Origin of the sequence: Alteribacter salitolerans (genome assembly GCF_016901055.1) — a bacterium.
In the GTDB taxonomy this organism is placed as follows: Bacteria; Bacillota; Bacilli; order Bacillales; family Salisediminibacteriaceae; genus Alteribacter; species Alteribacter keqinensis.
This window is the reverse complement of sequence record NZ_JAFEUX010000004.1, coordinates 388,707-408,946: the sequence shown is the minus strand read 5'-3', so window position 1 is coordinate 408,946 and position 20,240 is coordinate 388,707. Positions and strand designations below refer to the sequence as shown.

The following is a 20,240-nucleotide window of genomic DNA, read 5'->3' as shown; positions in this document are numbered from 1 at the left end:
TACCAATAAATTGTCATAATAGTCTACATATTGCGAAAGAGGAGGTCTTTTCATGGTGAATACAGCAGATTTACAACGAAAAAGAGATCAATATGTTGCAAGAGGTGTCAGCAATGGTAATTTGAATATTGCCAATCACGCTTCCGGAGCAACTGTTACAGACTTGGACCAAAACGAATGGATCGACTTTGCCGGTGCAATCGGCACGCTGAATGTAGGACACAGTCACCCGAAAGTAACAGAAGCTGTGAACGCTCAGGTGAAAAAATTCCTTCACCCAGGCTTTAATGTAATGATGTATGAAGGATATATACAATTGGCTGAAAAGCTGAGTAAAATTACGCCAGGAGATTTCCATAAGAAAACGATCCTGTTGAACTCCGGGGCTGAAGCAGTGGAAAATGCGGTTAAAATGGCACGAAAATATACAAGAAGACAGGCTGTTGTTACCTTTACACGAGGATTTCATGGCAGAACCAATTTGACGATGGGAATGACAAGCAAGGTAAAACCGTATAAGTTTGGCTTTGGTCCGTTCGCACCTGAAATTTACCAGGCGCCTTTCCCTTATATGTACCATAAACCTGAGCGCCTTTCTGATGACGAATATGTGGAAGCAGCTATCGAGGAATTCAAGGATTTCTTTATAGCCACTGTTGCTCCGGAAACGGTTTCCTGTGTTGTGATGGAGCTTGTTCAAGGTGAAGGAGGATTTGTGGTAGCACCCGAGAAGTTTGTCCAATTTGTAGAACAATTCTGTAAAGAGAATGGGATTATTTTTGTTGCTGACGAAATCCAAACCGGATTTGGCCGTACAGGCACGTTATTTGCTTCCGAGCGTTTCGGTATTGAACCTGACCTCATTACGGTGTCCAAGTCTCTGGCAGCAGGGCTTCCTCTAAGTGGTGTAGTAGGAAAAAGTGAAATTTTAGATGCGGCAGATCCAGGTGAACTTGGGGGAACGTTTTCCGGAAACCCCGTGGCGTGTGCAGCCGCATTGGCTGTGCTGGATGTGATTGAAGAAGAACAGCTCCTTGGAAGATCCGAATACCTTGGCCGGAAAATTGAAGAAAAATTACATGCACTTTCAAAGCAGCATTCATTCATGGGTGAAACGCGCCGTCTTGGATCCATGGTTGCAGTTGAGATTGTAAAAGACCGTGAATCAAAGGCGCCTGATAAAGTGAGAACAAACCAGATCACCAAAAAAGCGAATGAGGCAGGCCTTTTGCTTTTATCGGCAGGCTTAAAAGGAAATGTCATCCGCTTTTTACCGCCACTTGTCACGACGGACGAGGAGCTGGAAAAAGGTCTGACCATTCTGGAACAGGCATTCGAAGGATAATAGGAGGGGTCTACCATGATTAACGTAACGAACCCTGCGACAGGAGCACTGATCCGTCAGGTTTTGGAACATACAGAAGACGAGATAAAAGCGAAGCTCGAAAACGGTGAGAAAGCCTTTGAAACCTGGTCTTCAATCAATGCCCATGCCCGTTCAAGGCTGTTAAAAAACTGGTCTGCGATAATCCTGGAAAAGAAACAGGAAATTGCGGAAGTAATGACTCTTGAGAACGGAAAGCCCCTGAAAGAATCACTAGGGGAAGTGGATTATGCAGTAAGTTATATTGACTGGTACTCAGAAGAAGCAATCCGGATTTATGGAAGAACCGTACCTGCATCTGCTGAATCCAAACGGGTTATTATAAGCCGCAATCCGGTTGGGCTGGTTGCAGCCATTACCCCTTGGAATTTTCCGGCTGCAATGATGACGCGAAAAGCAGCTCCTGCCCTTGCTGCAGGGTGCACATTCATTATTAAGCCTGCCGAAGAAACGCCGTTAACGACGATGAAATTAATTGAGCTTGCTCATGAGGCTGGTATTCCTGAAGAAGTGATTCAGTATGTGAACGGGGACGGGGCAAAAATTGGCTCCCTCTTTACCGAAAGCAGGAGCGTTCGTAAACTCACGTTTACAGGATCAACGCCAGTTGGAAAGCTGTTAATCAAGAACAGCGCACAAACGGTAAAAAATGTGACGATGGAGCTAGGCGGACATGCTCCTCTTATTGTAGCCAAAGACGCAGATATAGACTTTGCAGTTAAACAAACGGTTCTTTCTAAGTTCAGAAATGCAGGGCAGACGTGCATCTGTGCAAATCGTGTGATCGTGCACGAAGACATACTCGATGCCTTTTCCGAAAAAATAACAGAAGCAGCAGCGGGCTTACAGGTGGGTAATGGTTTAGATGAGGATACAGATGTGGGGCCAATCATAAATAAGAAAGGTTTTGAGAAAATCAAATCACAGATAAATGATGCTGTAGAAAAAGGAGCCGAAGTTTTAACTGGTAATGCGTATTCTGCCAACGAAGAAAAAGGTACCTATTTCGTTTACCCGACCGTTCTGAAAAACACGGAACGGGATATGACCATTATGCAGGAAGAGACATTCGGTCCCGTTCTTCCGATCATCAGCTTTAAAGAACTTGATGAAGCAGTTGCTCTGGCTAATGACACCCCATATGGCCTGGCGGCGTATTTCTTTACGAACGATTACAGAGTGGGAACATACTTACACGACCATCTTGATTTTGGCATTATCGGCTGGAATGATGGAGCCCCTTCTGGCGCTCATGTACCGTTTGGAGGAATGAAAGAAAGTGGCCTCGGACGCGAGGGTGGAGCAGAAGGAATCGAACCGTACCTGGAAACAAAATATCTGTCTATTGGTAACCATATGTAACGATTACGGACCAAGGCAGTTAAAACAGGAGTGATGGAAATGCCGAAACCACAGCAACAATTATCAAAAGTACTCTCAAAATTAGATGTCTTTGTTCTTTCGATAGGTGCCATGCTTGGCTGGGGATGGGTTGTTCTGTCTGAAAGCTGGCTCACTTCAGCAGGTTCTATGGGAACGCTGATTGCGTTTATCATCGGTGGTCTGCTAGTGACCTTTGTGGGACTCACTTATGCAGAGCTCGCCTCTGCCATGCCGAAAGTCGGCGGGGAACATGCCTATGTCCACCGGGCGATGGGGGATAAAGCTGCATTTGTAGCATCCTGGGCCATTACGCTTGGGTATGTTTCTGTTGTTGCTTTCGAAGCGGTTGCCCTTCCAACTGTTATCGAATACATTTTTCCAAACTATCAAGTAGGGTATCTGTGGACAATTGCCGGCTGGGATGTCTATCTTTCCTGGGTTCTGGTAGGGGTGGGTGGCACGCTGTTTGTGATTGCCATCAACTACTTCGGTCTGAAGCCTGCTGCAAAAGTACAAGTCGTTTTAACATTCAGTATTATTCTCGTTGGTCTGATGTTAATCTTCGGTTCGGCAGTCGGAGGAGACAGTGCCAACTTTCAGCCGTTATTTGTCAATGGTGCTACGGGGATCATGGCGGTCCTTATCATGGTCCCATTCTTGTTTATCGGTTTTGACGTCATTCCACAAACCGCGGAAGAAGCAAATGTTCCAAGAAGAGATATAGGTAAGCTTCTAATCATATCTGTTCTCTGTGCGATTGCGTTTTATATTTTAATTGCTATAGGCGTTGCTCTGGCGTTAAATAATTCAGCACTTGCAAACACAGAGCTGGCAACGGCGGATGCGATGACAGCTCTGTTTGGATCCCCGTTCTTCGGCAACCTTCTCGTTGTTGCCGGTGTAGCAGGAATTATGACAAGCTGGAACGCCTTTATCATCGGGGGAAGCCGTGTGATGTATGCCATGGCTAATTCCGGAATGCTTCCTGCATGGTTCGGTCATCTGCATCCGAAGTACAAGACACCGTCCAATGCCATTATTTTTATTGGTGCCCTGGCTGCTGTAAGTCCCCTTTTGGGCCGCCCTGCACTAGTATGGTTCGTTGACAGTGGTGGTCCGGCAATCGTCATTGCTTATCTGTTTGTTGCCATTTCCTTTATCATTCTGAGAAAGCGTGAACCTCAGATGGAGAGACCTTACAAAGCTGGCAGAACAACCATCGTCGGCTGGATCGCCCTTGTGTTAAGTATTGGATTTCTCGTAATCTATTCACCGGGAATGCCAGCAGCTTTAACAGGGCCTGAATGGGCCATTTTCTGCGGGTGGTTCCTTATCGGTCTGTATTTCTTTATCCAAATGATCAGAGACAAGTACCGAGATCACGCAGAAGGCGAAAATCAACATATTTCATAATGCGGAGGAGAGGCCGGCCTACAAGATGGATTTCATTTTGCAGGGCCGGCCTCTTGTTAATGCGCAAGATTAGTTGCTGTTGAAATTATCAGATTCTTATGTATAATTCGAAATATTAGGTTTGCAAATACATAGACGAGGTGGTGTCCTTATGAAGACAAGTGAAAACCCGCTCCTCCATGAGCTGAAAGGGTTGTTAAGAGAAGATCAGGTTTCAGTAAATGAAACAGTGCTGGAACATCATAGCAAGGATGAATCCTATCATCCGGAGAGTTTACCCGACATTGTCGTATTTCCGGAAAATACGGAGGAAGTGAGTACGATTATCAAAATCGCGGACCGCACACACACACCTGTGATCCCATTTGGTCTCGGGACCAGCCTCGAGGGGCACGTGATTCCTTATAACAAGGGGATCACGATTGATTTTTCCCAGATGAATAAAGTTGTTGAAATCAGAGAGAAGGACTTTCTGGTTAAAGTGCAGCCCGGTGTGACCCGGTCGCAACTGAATAAAGAACTGAAAAAATACGGCCTGTTTTTTTCGGTAGACCCGGGAGCCGATGCCACTCTTGGAGGTATGGCCGCTACAAATGCGAGCGGAACAACGTCTGTAAAGTACGGTGTAATGGAGGACCAGATCCGCGACCTGGAAGTGGTGCTGCCAAATGGAGAGACAATCCACACCGGAAATCTGGCTCAAAAATCGTCCTCCGGCTACAACCTGAACAGTCTTTATACAGGGTCTGAGGGCACACTCGGCTGTATAACCGAGCTCACGTTGAAAGTGTATGGAATCCCTGAAAACATCGTAGCAGCACGGGCTTCGTTTCCAACCGTTAATGATGCTGTGGAGGCCGTGGTCTCCATATTACAGGCAGGCATATCCATCGCCAGAGTGGAGCTTGTGGATGAACCTTCGATCAGGCAGGCCAACCTGTTCAGCGATACGGAATATAAGGAAAAAGCGACGCTGTTCCTGGAGTTTCATGGAAATGAACCGGGGCTCAATCACGATGTGGCATTCACAGAAGAAATCGTGGCGGACCATCATTGTGAAGAGGTATTTTTTGAAAAAGATAACGCCGCCAGAAACAAGCTTTGGGAGGCACGGCATAACTTAGCTTACGCCTACGTCCACGGCAATCCCGGTAAAAAAATCATGGTTACGGATGTATGTGTGCCCATCTCAGAGCTGGCGGGGGCCATCCGTCACGGGAGAGAGACCATCGATGAACTGGGTGTGGAAGCAGGCATTGTCGGTCACGTTGGTGATGGAAACTACCACGCGTTACTCATGATTGACACAAAAAACATAGAAGAAGTGAAAAAAGCCAATCTGTTCAACGAGGCGATCGTAGAGTATGCCCTGAAATGCGGAGGCACGTGTACCGGGGAGCACGGCGTAGGCATCGGAAAAATGAAATACCTCCAGAAGGAACACGGCAAAGCACTGGACGTGATGGAGACGCTCAAGGCAGCACTGGATCCAAAAGGAATCATGAACCCGAATAAACTCGTTTCCGGGAAAAGAGGCAGCATATGAAAACACTTGAATCCATCAGTACAGTAGCAGGAAAATACTTTGCCGTCTGGGTCATTGCCGTCGCCGTTATTGCGTATTTTATTCCCGAGCCGTTTTTAGGTCTGGGAGCCTATATTACGATATTGCTCGGTGTTGTAATGTTCGGGATGGGGCTTACCCTTAAGCCGGTTGACTTTAAATTGGTTATCAAAAAACCGGTACCCGTCATCTTCGGGGTGGCAGCCCAATACGTTCTGATGCCCCTTGTGGCGCTGGCTCTTGCCTTTATCCTGAACCTGCCGCCTGAGCTGGCTGCGGGGCTTGTCCTTCTGGGGTCCGTCCCTGGTGGAACGGCTTCCAATGTGATGGTGTATCTGGCAAAAGGAAACCTTGCTTTGTCTGTAGCCATGACGTCCTTTTCCACTATGCTTGCCCCGGTGTTGACCCCGCTCATTCTGCTGGCGCTGGCAGGTCAGTGGATGCCTGTAGACCCGATGGCCATGTTTGTTTCCATCGTTCAGGTGATTATAATACCTATTGCACTCGGTATTTTTATCCGCAGACTCTTTCCTGTTGCGGTAAATAAAAGTGTGTCGGTCATTCCGCTCATTTCTGTATTAGCCATCATTATCATTGTTTCTGCCGTCGTGAGCGGCAACGTGGAAAGCATCGCTACATCCGGACTTCTGATTTTCACAGCGGTTATGCTCCATAACCTGGCAGGACTGTTCCTTGGTTATTTGGCTGCATTTCTTATGCGTCTTGATGAAAGTAAACGTCGGGCAATTTCCATTGAAGTGGGGATGCAAAACTCCGGTCTGGGTGTAGCCCTTGCCACGGCCCATTTCGGTCCTTTAGCAGCGCTGCCAAACGTGATTGCAGCTGTCTGGCATAACATCTCCGGCCCGATACTCGCCACGATCTGGTCAAAGAAACCTGTGAACCGGGAAGAAAACCCGGATCTGCAAGCCCGGGTGAAAAAGACAGGGGCATAGAATTTTTTTAGAGGTCTGCTCATTTATGATGAGCAGGCCTTTATTTATGGTCATTTCTATAAGGAAAGGAGTGTGTTCTGGCAGATGTCATTAAGAATCAACGCCATTCCTTAACATAGGAACAGATTCGAGAAATAAGGTGATATACCTACAAATGGTCAGATGAGTGCATCTGGTACTGTCGATTATATGATGGATGTCAAAAATTCGACAGGATTTTGAGGCGTTTTTTAGGCCAAATACATTACTTTCCAGACACCTTTGTCAACAGTAGCCCCAGTGGACAAACTGATATAATAAAATTAATTGAAAATTCTTTAAATTTATGTTAAGGGGGTTAGGTTGTGAGAAAGATAAAAAATAAAAAGCAATCTGCACTTCGTAACCTGGAGCTGGCTGCAGAGAGAATTGACCCCTATATGAATGCCATTCGGGAAGCAGCAACGAAAACAAGTCCCGACGGCTGTCATTATCTTCAGGATCTTAAGCGTCTAAAATGGAAAAAAGCACTGGACCTTTTCAAAACGTTCTGGAGTTTTAAGAGTATCTTTTGGAGTTTTCCTGCAGGGGTGATCACCTGGTTTTTTACGATGGATGTGATCTGGGGATTCAGCGTACTGACATCGGGACTGCTTCTGATTATCCTGATTATTGCCAATTATGTGCTGCGTGAGAAAACGATTCAGGAAATGACTAATGTGAAAAAGAAGGATACCTTCCATTATTATGCCTTTACGAATTTTCATAGAGAATATGATCTTTTTTCTCCCTTTCTGATAAAGGGGAACGACTTTAAATTCAAGCAGGCAACGGATTTGATCAGGGAATGGGAGAAAGACATGGGTAAGAAAGACGAGATGATTTTAAAGCTCGAGGAAGACCTGCGGCAGCTGGCCAGCGATGCTGTCAACCTGCCGGAAAAAGCAAAGCAGGAAGTGGCGTTTGTCAACACGATATATGTTAATCTCATCAACAAAATTGAATACAAAGCGAGGGGAAGCTTAACATTTGAAACAATGGATTTCTTCGGTCACTATGCGATCTACCGGCTGGACGGGGAGAGGCTGATTCTGGAGCATTCATCACGATCAAATGTAAACATCCCGCAGGAAGTCGATTTAACGAGAGATGACTGTTCATTCATGTCTTACGTGAAAATACTGCGGTCAAGCTATTCCTGGGAGGCGGACCGAAAGAGTACGATTTCATTTATCGTGGAAATCAAAAAAGGGATTTATGTGTACACGGTTCTGATTGACAGCCGTAACCGTAACGTCCTGAACCCGGAAACCGAAACGGGAAAACACAGCATAGAAAAAATGGCTGATCTCGTATCCACCGGGTTTAAGCTGTACGCAATAAATGTGACTGCAAATTAGAAGGGAAATGATGACTCTATATGAAAGACGTTTGTGTGCAGGGAAGAATAAAACGTATCTGTGCCCCATCAAGTGGGACATGCCTGTTGAGTAAAGTGAAGGAAGAAAGGGAGAAACAATACAGCCGGCTGCTTCTTGGCTGGAAGAAGGAAATTGAAAAAAACATTTGCTCCGAAAGAGGGTAGCCTGGTTATTTAGTATACTTTTTTTCTATCAGATCCAAATGTTTTTTCAGGCTCTGTAAGTCTGAAAAAACGCTTTGAAGACTCGTGTTAATCTTCACTGCAGCCTGTTTGATATTTTCGGTTTCCAGTTCCGCTGTTCTTTTTTTTCTTACGTTCACCGGGGTGATATCCATAGCCCAACCGCTCCTTTTACCTATGTTTTTATCAGTATACCCCTATGGTCGAATGAGTATGTCCGTTTTCAAAAAACAGAGTATGAGAATACAAGGTGGCTTGCTTCTTTCGGGAAAAATGATATGTATGCTATTTTACCAGCTTCATGGCCTGATAAGTAGGGGACACGACCATTTGACTGAATATTGTAACACATGTGTAAAAGTGCATACATCTTTTAAGGGGATGACCGGAGCAAAGGCCGGAAAATCCTTTTTATTTCACTGTTTTCGGAAAGATTGTTGTTTTTATACAGAAAAGATGAAGCCGTAGTGCCTGAGACTTCTGTGGCAGTGGGGCAAGGAAAGATCCCACAGGGGAAGCCCGAGGAGGCTTGCGAGCACCACCACGGAAAGCAAAGGGCACGTAGACTTCAACCATATTCCTTGTAATGAAGAGAATAATCAAAATAGCAACCATCTATACGAAAACAGCCTTTAATGAGTAGCCCTCAGATTTAGTAAAATTCTTTTACTAAATCTGATGTGTAATTCATTCGTTTTTGTATCATGCGCAGCTGGCCGCCAGTAGTGAGACTCCAGCGACAGTGGGGGCCAGGCGAGACCGCGCAGGGCAAAGCCCGCGGAGGCTCACCGGTACCGTCGCGGAAAGTGAGCGGATGGCGGTCAGCGGAGCTTTATCACAGATAAACTGATGTAAGGGTATATTCATTTTATTTTCTAAAAAAAGCAGTATGGAAAAGTACTTCAAACGATACGGCAATATTCATACTTTTAACACATATATACCATACAGGGGTATGGTACTATGAAGGTAGGGTTTGTAATCAGGAGGGTTAGAATGGGGAAAACAAAACAGGTTTCGTTAGCCGTTAATGGCGGTATCGGTTTTGGTGCAAAGCTTAAGCCGAAGCAATTGATCGCACTTGGACAGTATTTAGACGAGGATCAGGAAATTGAACTCACAACATTCCAGCAGCTGATCATCAAGGTTGATGAAGGGAAAGCTGAGGAAGCGACGGCAAGGCTGAATGACGCCGGTTTTTCTGTTTACCCGGTCGGGCCTTATGTAAAAAGCTTACGGACGTGCAACTTCTGCAAGGGGGCAGAAGAAGAGGGAATGCCTGTAGCAGTTGAGCTGAACAGACGGATTGCAGGGAAGAAAGTTCCCTTTACGCTCCGACCGGCCTATACAGGGTGCCCGAATGCATGCGGGGAACCTCTGATCAACGATATTGGCGTGATTAAACGGGATGAACGTTATGAACTCTATATCGGGGGTAAAGCCGTAGGGGAGGATGCACAGGCAGGTATACTTCTAAAAGACTGTCTCGAGCCTGATGATTTGTATGATCTGGTTGATAAAGTTCTGAATGTTTACCGGCATCACGGTCGTAAGCGAGAAAGAATGGCTAAATTTGTAAGCAGGTACGGGTTGGATCAGATTAAAAAAGATGTTGGCATTTAAGGAGGCACACATAATGAGAAAGAAAACAGCATTTATTTCCGCATTACTCAGCTTAAGTGTCGTGGTGGCGGCATGTTCCGACGACCATGACGGACACGACGAGTCGATGAACAATGAAGACATGGATCATGGAGAAGAGCATGACGACATGGAAGATAATGATCATGAAGAAGATATGGATGAGGAGGACATGGATCATGACGATGACCACGCCGGACATGGCGGCGGCTCAAGAGAAGATGTGGAATCTGAAGCATCACAGGAACCTGATTCCATGAACGAAAACGCTGAAGAGGGATTGATGGTGGAAAATACGAAAAATGTGACGCGAATCAGTGAAGACGATCCCGTATCTTTTTCCATTCTGGCATCCCAGACAATCTGGCCGGCTACTCATGAGCAGAATCAGCCTGGAACGGTCATTTTAGCCCCGGTTGATTCATGGCAGCAGTCCCTTGCGGCGTTAACACTTGTGCATCACCCGAATGACGGTCCTGTTCTTTATACAGACGGCACGGTGTCCGATGAGGTAATCAATGAAATTGAGCGGCTTCAGCCCAAAGGGAACTCCGAGGGAATTGAAGTGATGGTAATGGGAGATCTTCCTGCTGAGGAAATGGATAAGCTTGACGGCTATTCCACAGAGCAGATTACAGCTGACGATGATGCTGAATTTGCCATGCTTATCGATGAGCATTACGCAGAAATCGTCGGTCACCTGCCTGAATCCGTTATTGTTGGCTCCTCTGATGATGAGGCTAAACTGATGACCATGACAGCCGGTGACTGGATCAGTCATATGGACGAGCCTCTACTGTATGTTGACGCGGATTCTATCCCTGATGCAACAGCAGAAGCCCTTGAAAAAAGGGATGGGGAAGCCTCAATCTATGTCATTGGCTCGGAAAAGGAAGTGTCAGGAGAAGTAGAAGGTGAGCTTGGTGAATACGGGAATGTTACACGTATTTCAGGAGACTCTCCGGCAGAGCTTTCCATCGCGTTTGCTTCTTTCAAAGATGAAGAAACCGGCTTTGGATGGGGAATTGAAGAACCGGGTCATGGCCTGACTTTTGCCTCCACTGAAACACCTGAGCTTGCCATCCCCGGCAGTCCGCTTGCTCATCTTGGTAAACATGCACCGATGATCTGGCTTGAAGAAGGGGAACTTTCACAGCCGGTATACGATTATCTGGCCAGACTAAAGCCCGCCTTTGAAAACGACCCGACAGAAGGGCCGTATAATCACGGTTATCTGTTCGGTTCAACCGACTCTGTCAGTTTTCCGGTACAGGGAATCATTGACGAGCGGATGGAGATCGTCTCCCTTTCCTGGGACGACCACGGCAGTCATTAACACTATGAGGCCCGTTCCACATGTGGAGCGGGTTTTATTTTTTCCTTAAAAAGAAGACTGTTTTTCCGATATACTAACTATATACAGGAGGGGATTGTTATGGAAATCAGAAGGTTAATAGAAAAGGATGCAGAATCTTATAAAAAACTCAGGCTCGAAGCCCTTCAGGACACACCTGAAGCATTCAGCTCAAGTTATGAAGATGAAGTTAACTATCCTCTGAAAAGAACGGTGGACAGGCTCACTCAGGATCACATCTATACATACGGAGCCTTGACGGACAACGATACTCTCGCCGGAACGGTCACACTCATTCATGAAACCAAACCCAAAATTCGTCATCGCAGTTCGATCGTGGCGATGTATGTGTCACCGGATCACCGTAAAAAAGGGATCGGAAAAGCGTTGGTTACAAAAGCGATTGATCAGGCACGGGAGAACAGCCACCTCGAGCAGATTTATCTGGCTGTGACCTCGAAGAATGAACCGGCCAAAAAACTGTACACCTCTCTGGGTTTCGAAACATACGGGGTGGAAAAACGGGCATTGAACGTGAATGGCGTTTTCTATGATGATGAACTGATGGTTCTCATGCTTTAACAGGGAAACAAGTACCGTGGAAGCAGAATAATGATAGGGGGGATTATATGAATCTGGGTGAGCCGGTCGCAAAGGGGAATACCGCAAAAATATACCTTCATGAAAATAAAGTTTACAAGGTTTTCAACAGCCAGCTACCCTCCGGTGAATCTTTGTATGAAGCCACTAAACAAAGCTACGCCTGCTTTTGCGGACTCCCAGTGCCAAAAATCCTGGATATTGCCACGATGGATGGCAATCAGGTCATCGTGATGGAGTATGTAAAGGGAAGATCAATGGGAGACATGGTCTTTGAAAACATGGAACTGTCAGAGCATTTTATGAACATTTCCGTTGATGTTCACCGGAAAATTCACAGCATCACTCCTGATTCCCTGGAGCCGATGAGTGATAAATTATCCCGCCAGATAGAAATGGCTGACATTGATAAAAGACAAAAGGCTGCATTACTAAAGAAGCTGGAAACAATGGCATTTGATAAGAGACTTTGTCACGGGGACTTTCATTTGTTTAATCTTATGATGGACAATAACAAGGTGACGATCTTAGACTGGGTCGATTCCAGCGCAGGTGATATCCGGGCCGATGTATACCGAACCTATCTGTTGTATTCACAGGTATCAACGCACCTTGCGAACATTTATTTAAAGAGATACTGCAGCAGAAGCGGATTGACGCAGGACGAAGTATTGGAATGGGCGCCAATCATTGCCGGAGCAAGATTAGCAGAGAATGTTTCTACAGAGAAACCGGAACGTCTTCTCAGAATCGTTAACGATTATTGTCCAATATAAAGGCCCTCAGGGTTAGTGTTCAATTGGATTTGCCACGAACGAATTACTTATACGTTGAATAGAGGATGTGTTATTTCTTCAGACAGAGGAATAGGAAGGTATAACCTGTTAAAGGAGGCAGAGAATGACACACACGAAGAAACTAACCATTATGGCTATGTTTACGGCAATCGGGATTGTTGGTGCAGCCTTTATCTGGTTTCCGGCTCTCATAGCCCGCGCCTACCCGATCCAGCATATGGTGAATGTTTTAGCTGCCGTTCTCCTTGGGCCGATTCCTGCGGTACTGATCGCTTTTATGATCGGGCTCCTTCGCAACCTTCTTGGTCTTGGCACGGTTCTCGCCTTTCCGGGCGGGATGATCGGAGCACTTCTGGCGGGGTTGTTTTACCGGTGGAGCAATAAAACATGGGCCGCGGCTGTCGGTGAAGTGATCGGCACAGCAGTGATCGGCGCAATAGTCGCCGTGCCGATCGTCACACTCTTCTTTGGAGACCCGGTCGCGATCTTTGCATTTGTACCGGGATTTTTGATCAGCAGTTCAATTGGAGCTTTTCTTGCACTCCTCATATTAAAGCGCTGGCGGCCGGATTGGGGGCCTGCTGGAGAGAGGTAGTTACTAAAACGTACAAGAGATGTCCTGGTCACCTTACAGGACATCTCTTTTAGTCGTTCTCCCTTTTTCCGAACAACCCGTAAAAGAAAATATTCGTAATGTCTTCCGTCAGCGGCAATACCCGTTTGTACACTTCCTCCTGTTGCATTGTATCCTTGAACATTTTGATGTAAAAGAGGATCGCCTCCTGAGACAGATTGGGATCGATATACCCAAGCTTTTTCCCTTCCTCAAACAGCTGTGTGAAATAGGGCACGGCTTTTTCTACGTAAATCTTCTCAATATAATTGGTCTCGCCGGACGTATATTCCTTCATCAGGTAATGATAAAACTCCTCGTTAATCTGGCTTGTTTCTTTCTTATTAAAAATAATCTGCTTAATTTTATCAGGAAACGGCATGTCACTCTCCACGATCCTTTCAAACTCGAGCGAAGCCTGATCCACATAATAAAGAAAGCACGCGTGAACGAGCGTATGCTTGTTATCAAAATAGTTATAGATTGTCACCTGGGACACGCCTGCTTTTTTCGCAATTTCAGAAACCGGCACCTTCTGAATGCCGTGCTTCATAAAAAGGGTGGTCGCTGTCTCCAGAATCGCATGTTTTTTCTGTTCCCGCCGCTGTTGAAATCCGTCCATTTGTTTCACCTCAAGATTATTGTAATCAAAGTTTTGTAATAAAACAAATAAAATAGTTCATAAAGTATTGTCAAAGGGAGATCTTTTATATATTATGAACTGTATAAGTTAAAATATTTCATAACTTTTCTTCGAATCCAGCGTAACTGTTAAAACAGCAGGAGAAACCGTTAAATGAGACTGCGAAACCGTTAAATACCAGCCTGTAACCGTTAAAAGAGACAATAGGTGCCCCACGATGATGGGCACCGGAAAAAGGAGAGGCGACCTATGAGCGTACTTGAAGTAAAAAAAGTCACAAAGCAGTTTGGCAGGTTCACAGCATTAAAAGGCGTAAATATGGAAGTTAACGAAGGAGAAGTATACGGCTTTATCGGCCCGAATGGCGCAGGGAAATCAACGACCATCCGCATCCTCCTCGGCATCCTGCAGGCATCCGGCGGGGAAGCAACGATCTTTGGCAAGGACGTCTGGCAGGACGCCGTCGAGATCCACAAACGCATTGCCTACGTCCCCGGCGACGTCAACCTCTGGCCGAACCTCACCGGCGGCGAAGTGATCGACCTCCTTCTCAGCCTGCGCGGTGTGAAAGCCAATGCAAGCCGGCGCGAGGAACTGATCGAGCGCTTCAAGCTTGATCCGGGTAAAAAGTGCCGGACCTACTCGAAAGGGAACAGGCAGAAGGTGGCGCTGGTAGCTGCGTTCTCAAGCGACTCGGATCTCTATATTCTTGACGAGCCCACATCGGGCCTGGACCCTCTTATGGAGCGGGTGTTCCAGAAATGCGTCATGGAAGCAAAGGCAGCCGGCAAAAGTGTACTTCTTTCAAGCCATATTCTATCTGAAGTGGAGCGCCTCTGTGACCGGGTGGCAATTATCCGGGAAGGTCAAATTATCGAATCAGGTTCTCTTGACGAACTTCGTCATTTGACGAGAACGTCCCTTACCGTTAAAACGAAAAAGCCAGTTTCTTTTAATGATGTGAAAGGTGTGCACGACATTGTAGAAAAAGACGGTCTTCTTACATTCCAGGTGGATTCAGAAAAATTGGACGCGGTCATGAAGCACGTGAGCGGCTTCGGGCTTGTGAAGCTGGAGAGTTCGCCGCCGACACTGGAGGATCTGTTCATGCGTCATTACGAAGGGACGGAGCGGTGATGAAAAAGCAGCTGTTCAATCAAACAGGGAGATTATCGCGTTTTATCCTCCGGCGGGACCGGGTCCGTCTGCCGGTATGGATCCTTTCCATTGCCCTCGTGACTTTTCTGACCGCTTCTTCATTTAGCGGGCTTTATCAGTCAGACGAAGAGCGGCAGGCGATTGCGGAAACGATGATGAACCCGGCTATGACTGCCATGGTTGGACCTGGTTATGGCATCGACGATTATCATGAGGGAGCGATGATGGCCCATCAGATGCTTCTTTTTACAGCCATCGCTGTGGCGATTATGAGTATTCTTCTTGTGACAAGGCATACCCGTACCGATGAAGAAGAAGGACGGATTGAACTGGTCCGTTCTCTGCCGGCGGGAAGACTCTCGAACCTGGCGTCTGTGATGCTTGTTCTTTTCGGTGCAAATGTGGTGCTTGCTTTGGTTACGGGATTGGGGCTCTGGGCGATGGGCATTGGGTCGATCGATCTGACCGGATCGCTTCTGTACGGAATCTCGTTAGGAGCTGTTGGTCTTTTCTTTGCAGCAGTGACCGCTCTTTTTGCCCAGTTGTCCGAGAACGGCCGGGGAACAGTCGGACTTTCCTTTGCGTTTCTGGGTGTGGCGTACCTCGTTCGTGCGATTGGGGATGTGAGCAGTGAAGCGTTGGCGATGATTTCGCCTCTTGGGTGGATTCTTAGGACCGAGGTGTATGTGAATAATGTGTGGTGGCCGGTTGTGCTTACGTTCGCTGCGGCGGTTGTTGTTACGGCAGTGGCCTTGTATTTGAACACGCGGCGGGATTTGGGAGCCGGGTATCTGCCTTCAAGGGCGGGTAAAAAGCATGCTTCAACTTTTCTTCTGAGTCCGTTCGGCCTTGCGTTTCGTCTTCAGCGTACGGCGTTGATCTCGTGGGCGGTGGGGATGTTTGTCCTCGGTGCCACGTACGGTTCGGTTTTAGGTGATTTGGAGTCGTTTTTTGAGAGTAACGAAATGATGAGGGAGATGCTGGCTCCTGACAGTGATGTGTCCATGACGGAGCAGTATCTGACGTTGCTCATGGCGGTGATTTCCATGATTTGTACGATTCCGCCTGTGATGATGATGCTTAAGCTGAAGGGGGAGGAGAAGAAGCACCGGGTCGATCATTTGCTTAGCCGGGTCGTCTCCCGTGGCCGGATGATGGGGAGCTATTATGTGCTGGCGGCGGTTGCCGGCGTGGTGATGCCGTTTCTGGCGCTGGTTGGACTATGGTCCACGGCGGCTGGTGTAATGGATGAACCGATTGCGTTTTCGGTCCTGTTTGAGGCGCTGGCGGTTTACGTGCCTGCAATCTTCGTAGTAATCGGTTTGGCGGCTCTTTTTGCCGGGGCGTTGCCGAAATGGAGCGGACTCGTCTGGATGTACCTGGGGTATTCGTTCTTTGTCGTTTATCTCGGGGCGATGCTTCAGCTCCCGGAGTGGCTCGGTCAGTTGTCCCCGTTCGGTCACGTCCCAGAAGTGCCGGTGGAGGAATTGAATGTCGCAACTCTCGCGGTGCTGTCGGGAGTAGCTGTGGTGCTCGTAGCCGGCGGATTTTTGGGGTACAGAAAGCGTGATATTGCGTAGGGTGGTATTTTAATGTTAGGGTTAAAAATTATACCTCCCTTCTGTCATGCTGCACTTCTATTTGCAGAATAAATTCGGTCTTTGATAGAATAAATTGCTTTATTGATAGAATTAAAATCATTATTGATAGAATTAAAATCATTATTGATAGAATAAATTCGGTTTTTGATAGAATATCTTCTCACACAATTCAAAGTTTTTAAACCATCGTTTAGAAAAAATCCACACCTTTGTATATGAAGGTGTGGATTTTTAGTGCTTACATATACAGTTTCATTTAGAAGAAAAACGGGAAGAAAAAGCTTCTTATTCCCCAAAACGGGAAAAAGTAAGGTCTGAACCGGCGGAATCGTCTTGGATAGCCGTAGCCACCGCCGTACCCGCCGCCATAACCGCCTCCAAAGCCGCCACCGTAAAAGCGCATCTGATCGTCTCCGTTGTCCCCGTCCGGCACGAGCATGTGCACCCCTTCTTCATCGACGCCGTTGATAATACCTTCAACCATACTGCCGTCGTTCATTTGCATCTGCATCAGGTAATTCATATACTGCTCGCAAATCGTGTGAAGTTCCTGCTGATGAGCCTGGTCCATCTGGCCATTCTGCCCGTTTTGACTGTTATTATTATTCATTTCGGTTCGCCTCCTTCCATCGTTATTTTATTAAAGCGGCTGGGCCGGTGTGCATGTCACTTTGAAATTAAGAGTCAAATTTATTTCTGAAGTTGCTTAAGGCAAGAAGAGGCCAGATGTAATTGTAGCTGTGATAATAGATGTAAAAGTCACCGGGAAGGGCAGCACCTGTGGGATATGTGGTGGTCCAGTCGTTCCGGTTAAGGTTACTGACTAAATAGTTTACTCCCCTGCGGACCGCATCCGCTGGTTTCTTATGTGTGGCTGTGAGTGCATCCACTGCCCATGCCGTTTGCGAGAGGGTGCTGGAGCCAAGGGGCATGTAGGTTTTTCTTGTGTCACTCACGCAAGATTCTCCCCATCCACCGTCTTCGTTTTGAATGGACGAGAGCCAGTCAACCGCTTTTTTCACAGAGGGGCGGTTCTGTGAAAAACCGGCAGCATCTAATCCGGTCAGGGCAGCCCATGTACCGTAAATGTAGCAGACTCCCCAGCGGCCATACCAGGAACCGTCTGTTTCCTGATTTTGTTCCAGCCAGTTAACAGCCCGGTCGATCGCCGGGTGGGGTGATAAGAGGTTAGCATCTTTAGCTAAAAACTCAAGAGCTCTTCCGGTGAGGTCCGCGGTGGATGGGTCTATTAAAACCCGTCCGGCTTCCGGGAACGGAACGAGGGTGATTCGTTTCTTATCTGTAGCTTTTTCAAAGGCGCCCCAGCCCCCGTCTTTGTTTTGCATGGATAATATCCAGTCAGCACCCCGGCTCCAGGCAGGGCGGTACATGGGGTGCTCCCTCACAGTCCTCTTAATCGCCCTGAGAGCTGCAGTTGTGTCATCCACATCAGGCAGAAAGGTATTGATGTCTGAGAATCCCCATCCTCCTGGGACGGTGTTAGGGTTGTTGAACGACCAGTCTCCATACAATGTGTGCTGGCGGGAGAGGAGATAGGCGTTTGCGGTTTTAATGAGGGGATCCGAAGCGGGTACGCCTGATTGTTGAAGGGCGTGACTGATCAAAGCTGAATCCCAGGCGGTCGATGTGGCAAACTCGATGTGTGAGTGACTCGTCGTAAGGCACACTTGGTTTTTTATTCCGTTAACGGCGTTTTGAATGACTGGGTGGTCTTTTTTGTAACCCAGGGCGAGGAAGGCGTAGATCATGAAGAAGGTGGATGTGATATAGCTGTAGTAAAGGCCGTCGGGTTCGATGCGCTTGAGCATGTGCTGTTCGGCTTGTTCGAAGGCGGTTTTTCTGAGGCGTTTCGGTGTGTCGATGAGCTTGGATACTTCGTTTTGGATGATGGTGAGGATGGATCGTGACTGGTCATTTTCCCATTCGTTTTCGGTCTTGCGCTCGGTCAGGAGATCGCGGAGGTTTGGGGTTCGGGCGTTTTGGCGGCTGTATTTCATGTTAGCGGAAGTGAGTACGGCGACGAGGTGAACCCTGCTGTAGCCGACGATATCGTAAATGCTGATCGGTGACGTACGGGGGAGCAGGATGGTTTCGATAGGGACGTTGAATAGTTTTGGCCAGGAGATTTGTCCGTTCATGGCGAGCATGGCGCGGGTGAATGGGCCGGTTTTGGCGAGACCGCCACGGGCTTGGATAAACTTCCGGGCTCGTTTCATATGTGGAGCGTCTGGTTTTACATGTCCTGAGTACAGGAGGGCGAAGAAGGATTCGGCGGTGGAGGAGAGGTGACCGTCATTTTGGTCGGCGAACAGCTTCCAGGCGCCGTTTGCCTCTTGTTTGCTTAGGATCCGAGCTGTGAGCCGTTCGATGAGCCATTCGCTGTCTGGTTGTTCAAGGCTTCTCAGGAGAATGATGGTGTAGGCGTCTGTGAGGGTGCCGGTTTCAAAGCAGAAGCGCCAGGAACCGTCGTTTGATTGGCGGCTTCTTAAGTCATCGATGATTTGATTGATAGCGCTGGTAACGAGGTTGTGCAAAAAGAACCCTCCGTTCATATGTGGTCATTACGACTACTATATGAAAAAGAAGCGAAAAAAGACTAGATGTTTTCTAAAGGAAATCTGTGTATTTTTCTTGAATAACAGTAAGTGTTAAGGGAGGGGATTGCTTATGAATGAAGCGGTATTATCGAAAAATAAACAAGGATGGGATAAGGTTGCGGAGCGGTTCTTTGGACGGAATCCATTGCCTGAATATGGTCCGTTTGCTCCGAACGAAGAGGATGTCAGGCTTTTGGGCAATTTGGAAGGTAAAAGAGTATTGGATATCGGGTGTGGCAGTGGTCACTCTCTTCTTTATATGGAGGGGCAAAATGCCGGGGAACTGTGGGGCATTGATTTATCTTGCTCTCAAGTGTCGGCAGCGAGGACGGTTTTAAAAGACTGTACAGTTCCTGTAACACTTTTTGAATCACCGATGGAAAAAAATCCGGGATTACCTGAAGGGTACTTTGATCTTGTGTACTCCATATATGCTCTCGGCTGGACGACTGATCTTGCTCAAACGGTAAAGAACGTGGCCGGTTACTTAAAGAAGAATGGTGTGTTTATATTTAGCTGGGAGCACCCTCTGTATAATCGAATGACCCATAATGGTGACTCCTTGCAGATGACGAAGCCTTATTTTGAAGAGGGACCTTATCAGCATAGCGGGTGGAATGTACCTGTGACAATGCAGCAACTTAAATTAAGTACATATATCAACACCCTTTCAAAACAAGGGTTAGTAATAGAACAAATGGTTGAGGAGGTCTCTCTCAGCGAGAAGGATGCGGAGCGTCATACGAACAGCTGGTATACCAGGGAGAGGGCATCCTTTGTACCAACAACAATCATTTTCAAATGTCGGAAAGCATAAAATAGAAGAGGCGAATGAGGGTGGATTGCCTTTTTTAACTCCTTCTTGATAAGGAGTTAAAACCACCATTCTTTTACTTTTCCGGTTACTTAATTTTCTCATACAAAAAAAAGACA

Annotated in this window: 17 protein-coding genes; 14 read left to right on the top strand and 3 right to left on the bottom strand. The window is 47.0% G+C overall.

The annotated features are described in order from the left end of the window. Window positions 1–52 precede the first annotated feature (52 nt). The 11 genes from gabT to thiW all read left to right on the top strand — a co-directional run bounded on the left by gabT (window position 53) and on the right by thiW (window position 13,269). A complete protein-coding gene (gene gabT, locus JSY36_RS10655; protein WP_205166387.1) occupies window positions 53–1,345 on the top strand; it encodes a 4-aminobutyrate--2-oxoglutarate transaminase in 1,293 nt (430 codons plus the stop codon). Window positions 1,346–1,360: 15 nt separating this feature from the next. Then, entirely contained in the window at window positions 1,361–2,746 is a 1,386-nt protein-coding gene (locus tag JSY36_RS10650) for an NAD-dependent succinate-semialdehyde dehydrogenase (RefSeq protein ID WP_205166386.1), read from the top strand. Between the two features lie 39 nt (window positions 2,747–2,785). Beyond that, window positions 2,786–4,180, top strand: coding sequence for an APC family permease (locus JSY36_RS10645; RefSeq protein ID WP_205166385.1), 1,395 nt, complete (start codon window positions 2,786–2,788; stop codon window positions 4,178–4,180). Between the two features lie 151 nt (window positions 4,181–4,331). Continuing rightward, the gene (locus JSY36_RS10640; protein WP_205166384.1) at window positions 4,332–5,726 is read left to right on the top strand and encodes an FAD-binding oxidoreductase; all 1,395 of its coding nucleotides are present in this window, start codon (window positions 4,332–4,334) and stop codon (window positions 5,724–5,726) included. Next, entirely contained in the window at window positions 5,723–6,700 is a 978-nt protein-coding gene (locus JSY36_RS10635; RefSeq protein WP_205166383.1) for a bile acid:sodium symporter family protein, read from the top strand. The genes JSY36_RS10640 and JSY36_RS10635 overlap by 4 nt, the downstream gene beginning before the upstream one ends. A gap of 344 nt (window positions 6,701–7,044) precedes the next feature. After that, entirely contained in the window at window positions 7,045–8,079 is a 1,035-nt protein-coding gene (locus tag JSY36_RS10630) for a hypothetical protein (RefSeq protein ID WP_205166382.1), read from the top strand. A 1,199-nt stretch (window positions 8,080–9,278) separates the two neighbouring features. Then, complete coding sequence (locus tag JSY36_RS10625; RefSeq protein ID WP_205166381.1) at window positions 9,279–9,905, top strand: NAD(P)/FAD-dependent oxidoreductase; 627 nt, start codon at window positions 9,279–9,281, stop codon at window positions 9,903–9,905. A gap of 13 nt (window positions 9,906–9,918) precedes the next feature. Continuing rightward, window positions 9,919–11,259, top strand: a complete 1,341-nt coding sequence (locus tag JSY36_RS10620) for a cell wall-binding repeat-containing protein (RefSeq protein WP_205166380.1) — start codon at window positions 9,919–9,921, stop codon at window positions 11,257–11,259. Window positions 11,260–11,358: 99 nt separating this feature from the next. Continuing rightward, complete coding sequence (locus tag JSY36_RS10615) at window positions 11,359–11,859, top strand: GNAT family N-acetyltransferase (RefSeq protein WP_205166379.1); 501 nt, start codon at window positions 11,359–11,361, stop codon at window positions 11,857–11,859. A 47-nt stretch (window positions 11,860–11,906) separates the two neighbouring features. Further along, window positions 11,907–12,653 carry a phosphotransferase family protein gene (locus JSY36_RS10610; protein ID WP_205166378.1) on the top strand — a complete coding sequence of 249 codons (747 nt, stop codon included), beginning with the start codon at window positions 11,907–11,909 and terminating at the stop codon, window positions 12,651–12,653. A gap of 124 nt (window positions 12,654–12,777) precedes the next feature. After that, a complete protein-coding gene (gene thiW / locus JSY36_RS10605; RefSeq protein ID WP_205166377.1) occupies window positions 12,778–13,269 on the top strand; it encodes an energy coupling factor transporter S component ThiW in 492 nt (163 codons plus the stop codon). A gap of 49 nt (window positions 13,270–13,318) precedes the next feature. On the opposite strand, the gene JSY36_RS10600 is transcribed toward thiW, so the two are convergent. Beyond that, complete coding sequence (locus tag JSY36_RS10600; protein ID WP_205166376.1) at window positions 13,319–13,909, bottom strand: TetR/AcrR family transcriptional regulator; 591 nt, start codon at window positions 13,907–13,909, stop codon at window positions 13,319–13,321. A gap of 270 nt (window positions 13,910–14,179) precedes the next feature. Here JSY36_RS10600 and JSY36_RS10595 point away from each other — a divergent pair, with 270 nt between their 5' ends. Both JSY36_RS10595 and JSY36_RS10590 read left to right on the top strand, forming a co-directional pair. Then, window positions 14,180–15,067, top strand: a complete 888-nt coding sequence (locus JSY36_RS10595; RefSeq protein WP_205166375.1) for an ABC transporter ATP-binding protein — start codon at window positions 14,180–14,182, stop codon at window positions 15,065–15,067. Then, complete coding sequence (locus JSY36_RS10590; protein WP_205166374.1) at window positions 15,067–16,668, top strand: ABC transporter permease; 1,602 nt, start codon at window positions 15,067–15,069, stop codon at window positions 16,666–16,668. Before JSY36_RS10595 ends, JSY36_RS10590 begins: the two co-directional genes overlap by 1 nt. Window positions 16,669–16,945: 277 nt before the next feature. Here JSY36_RS10590 and JSY36_RS10585 read toward each other — a convergent pair whose 3' ends face one another. Both JSY36_RS10585 and shc read right to left on the bottom strand, forming a co-directional pair. Next, entirely contained in the window at window positions 16,946–17,299 is a 354-nt protein-coding gene (locus tag JSY36_RS10585; RefSeq protein ID WP_205166373.1) for a small nuclear ribonucleoprotein, read from the bottom strand. Between the two features lie 67 nt (window positions 17,300–17,366). Further along, complete coding sequence (shc, locus tag JSY36_RS10580) at window positions 17,367–19,244, bottom strand: squalene--hopene cyclase (protein WP_236784712.1); 1,878 nt, start codon at window positions 19,242–19,244, stop codon at window positions 17,367–17,369. A 133-nt stretch (window positions 19,245–19,377) separates the two neighbouring features. Here shc and JSY36_RS10575 point away from each other — a divergent pair, with 133 nt between their 5' ends. Further along, window positions 19,378–20,124 carry a class I SAM-dependent methyltransferase gene (locus JSY36_RS10575; RefSeq protein WP_205166371.1) on the top strand — a complete coding sequence of 249 codons (747 nt, stop codon included), beginning with the start codon at window positions 19,378–19,380 and terminating at the stop codon, window positions 20,122–20,124. Window positions 20,125–20,240: the final 116 nt, after the last annotated feature.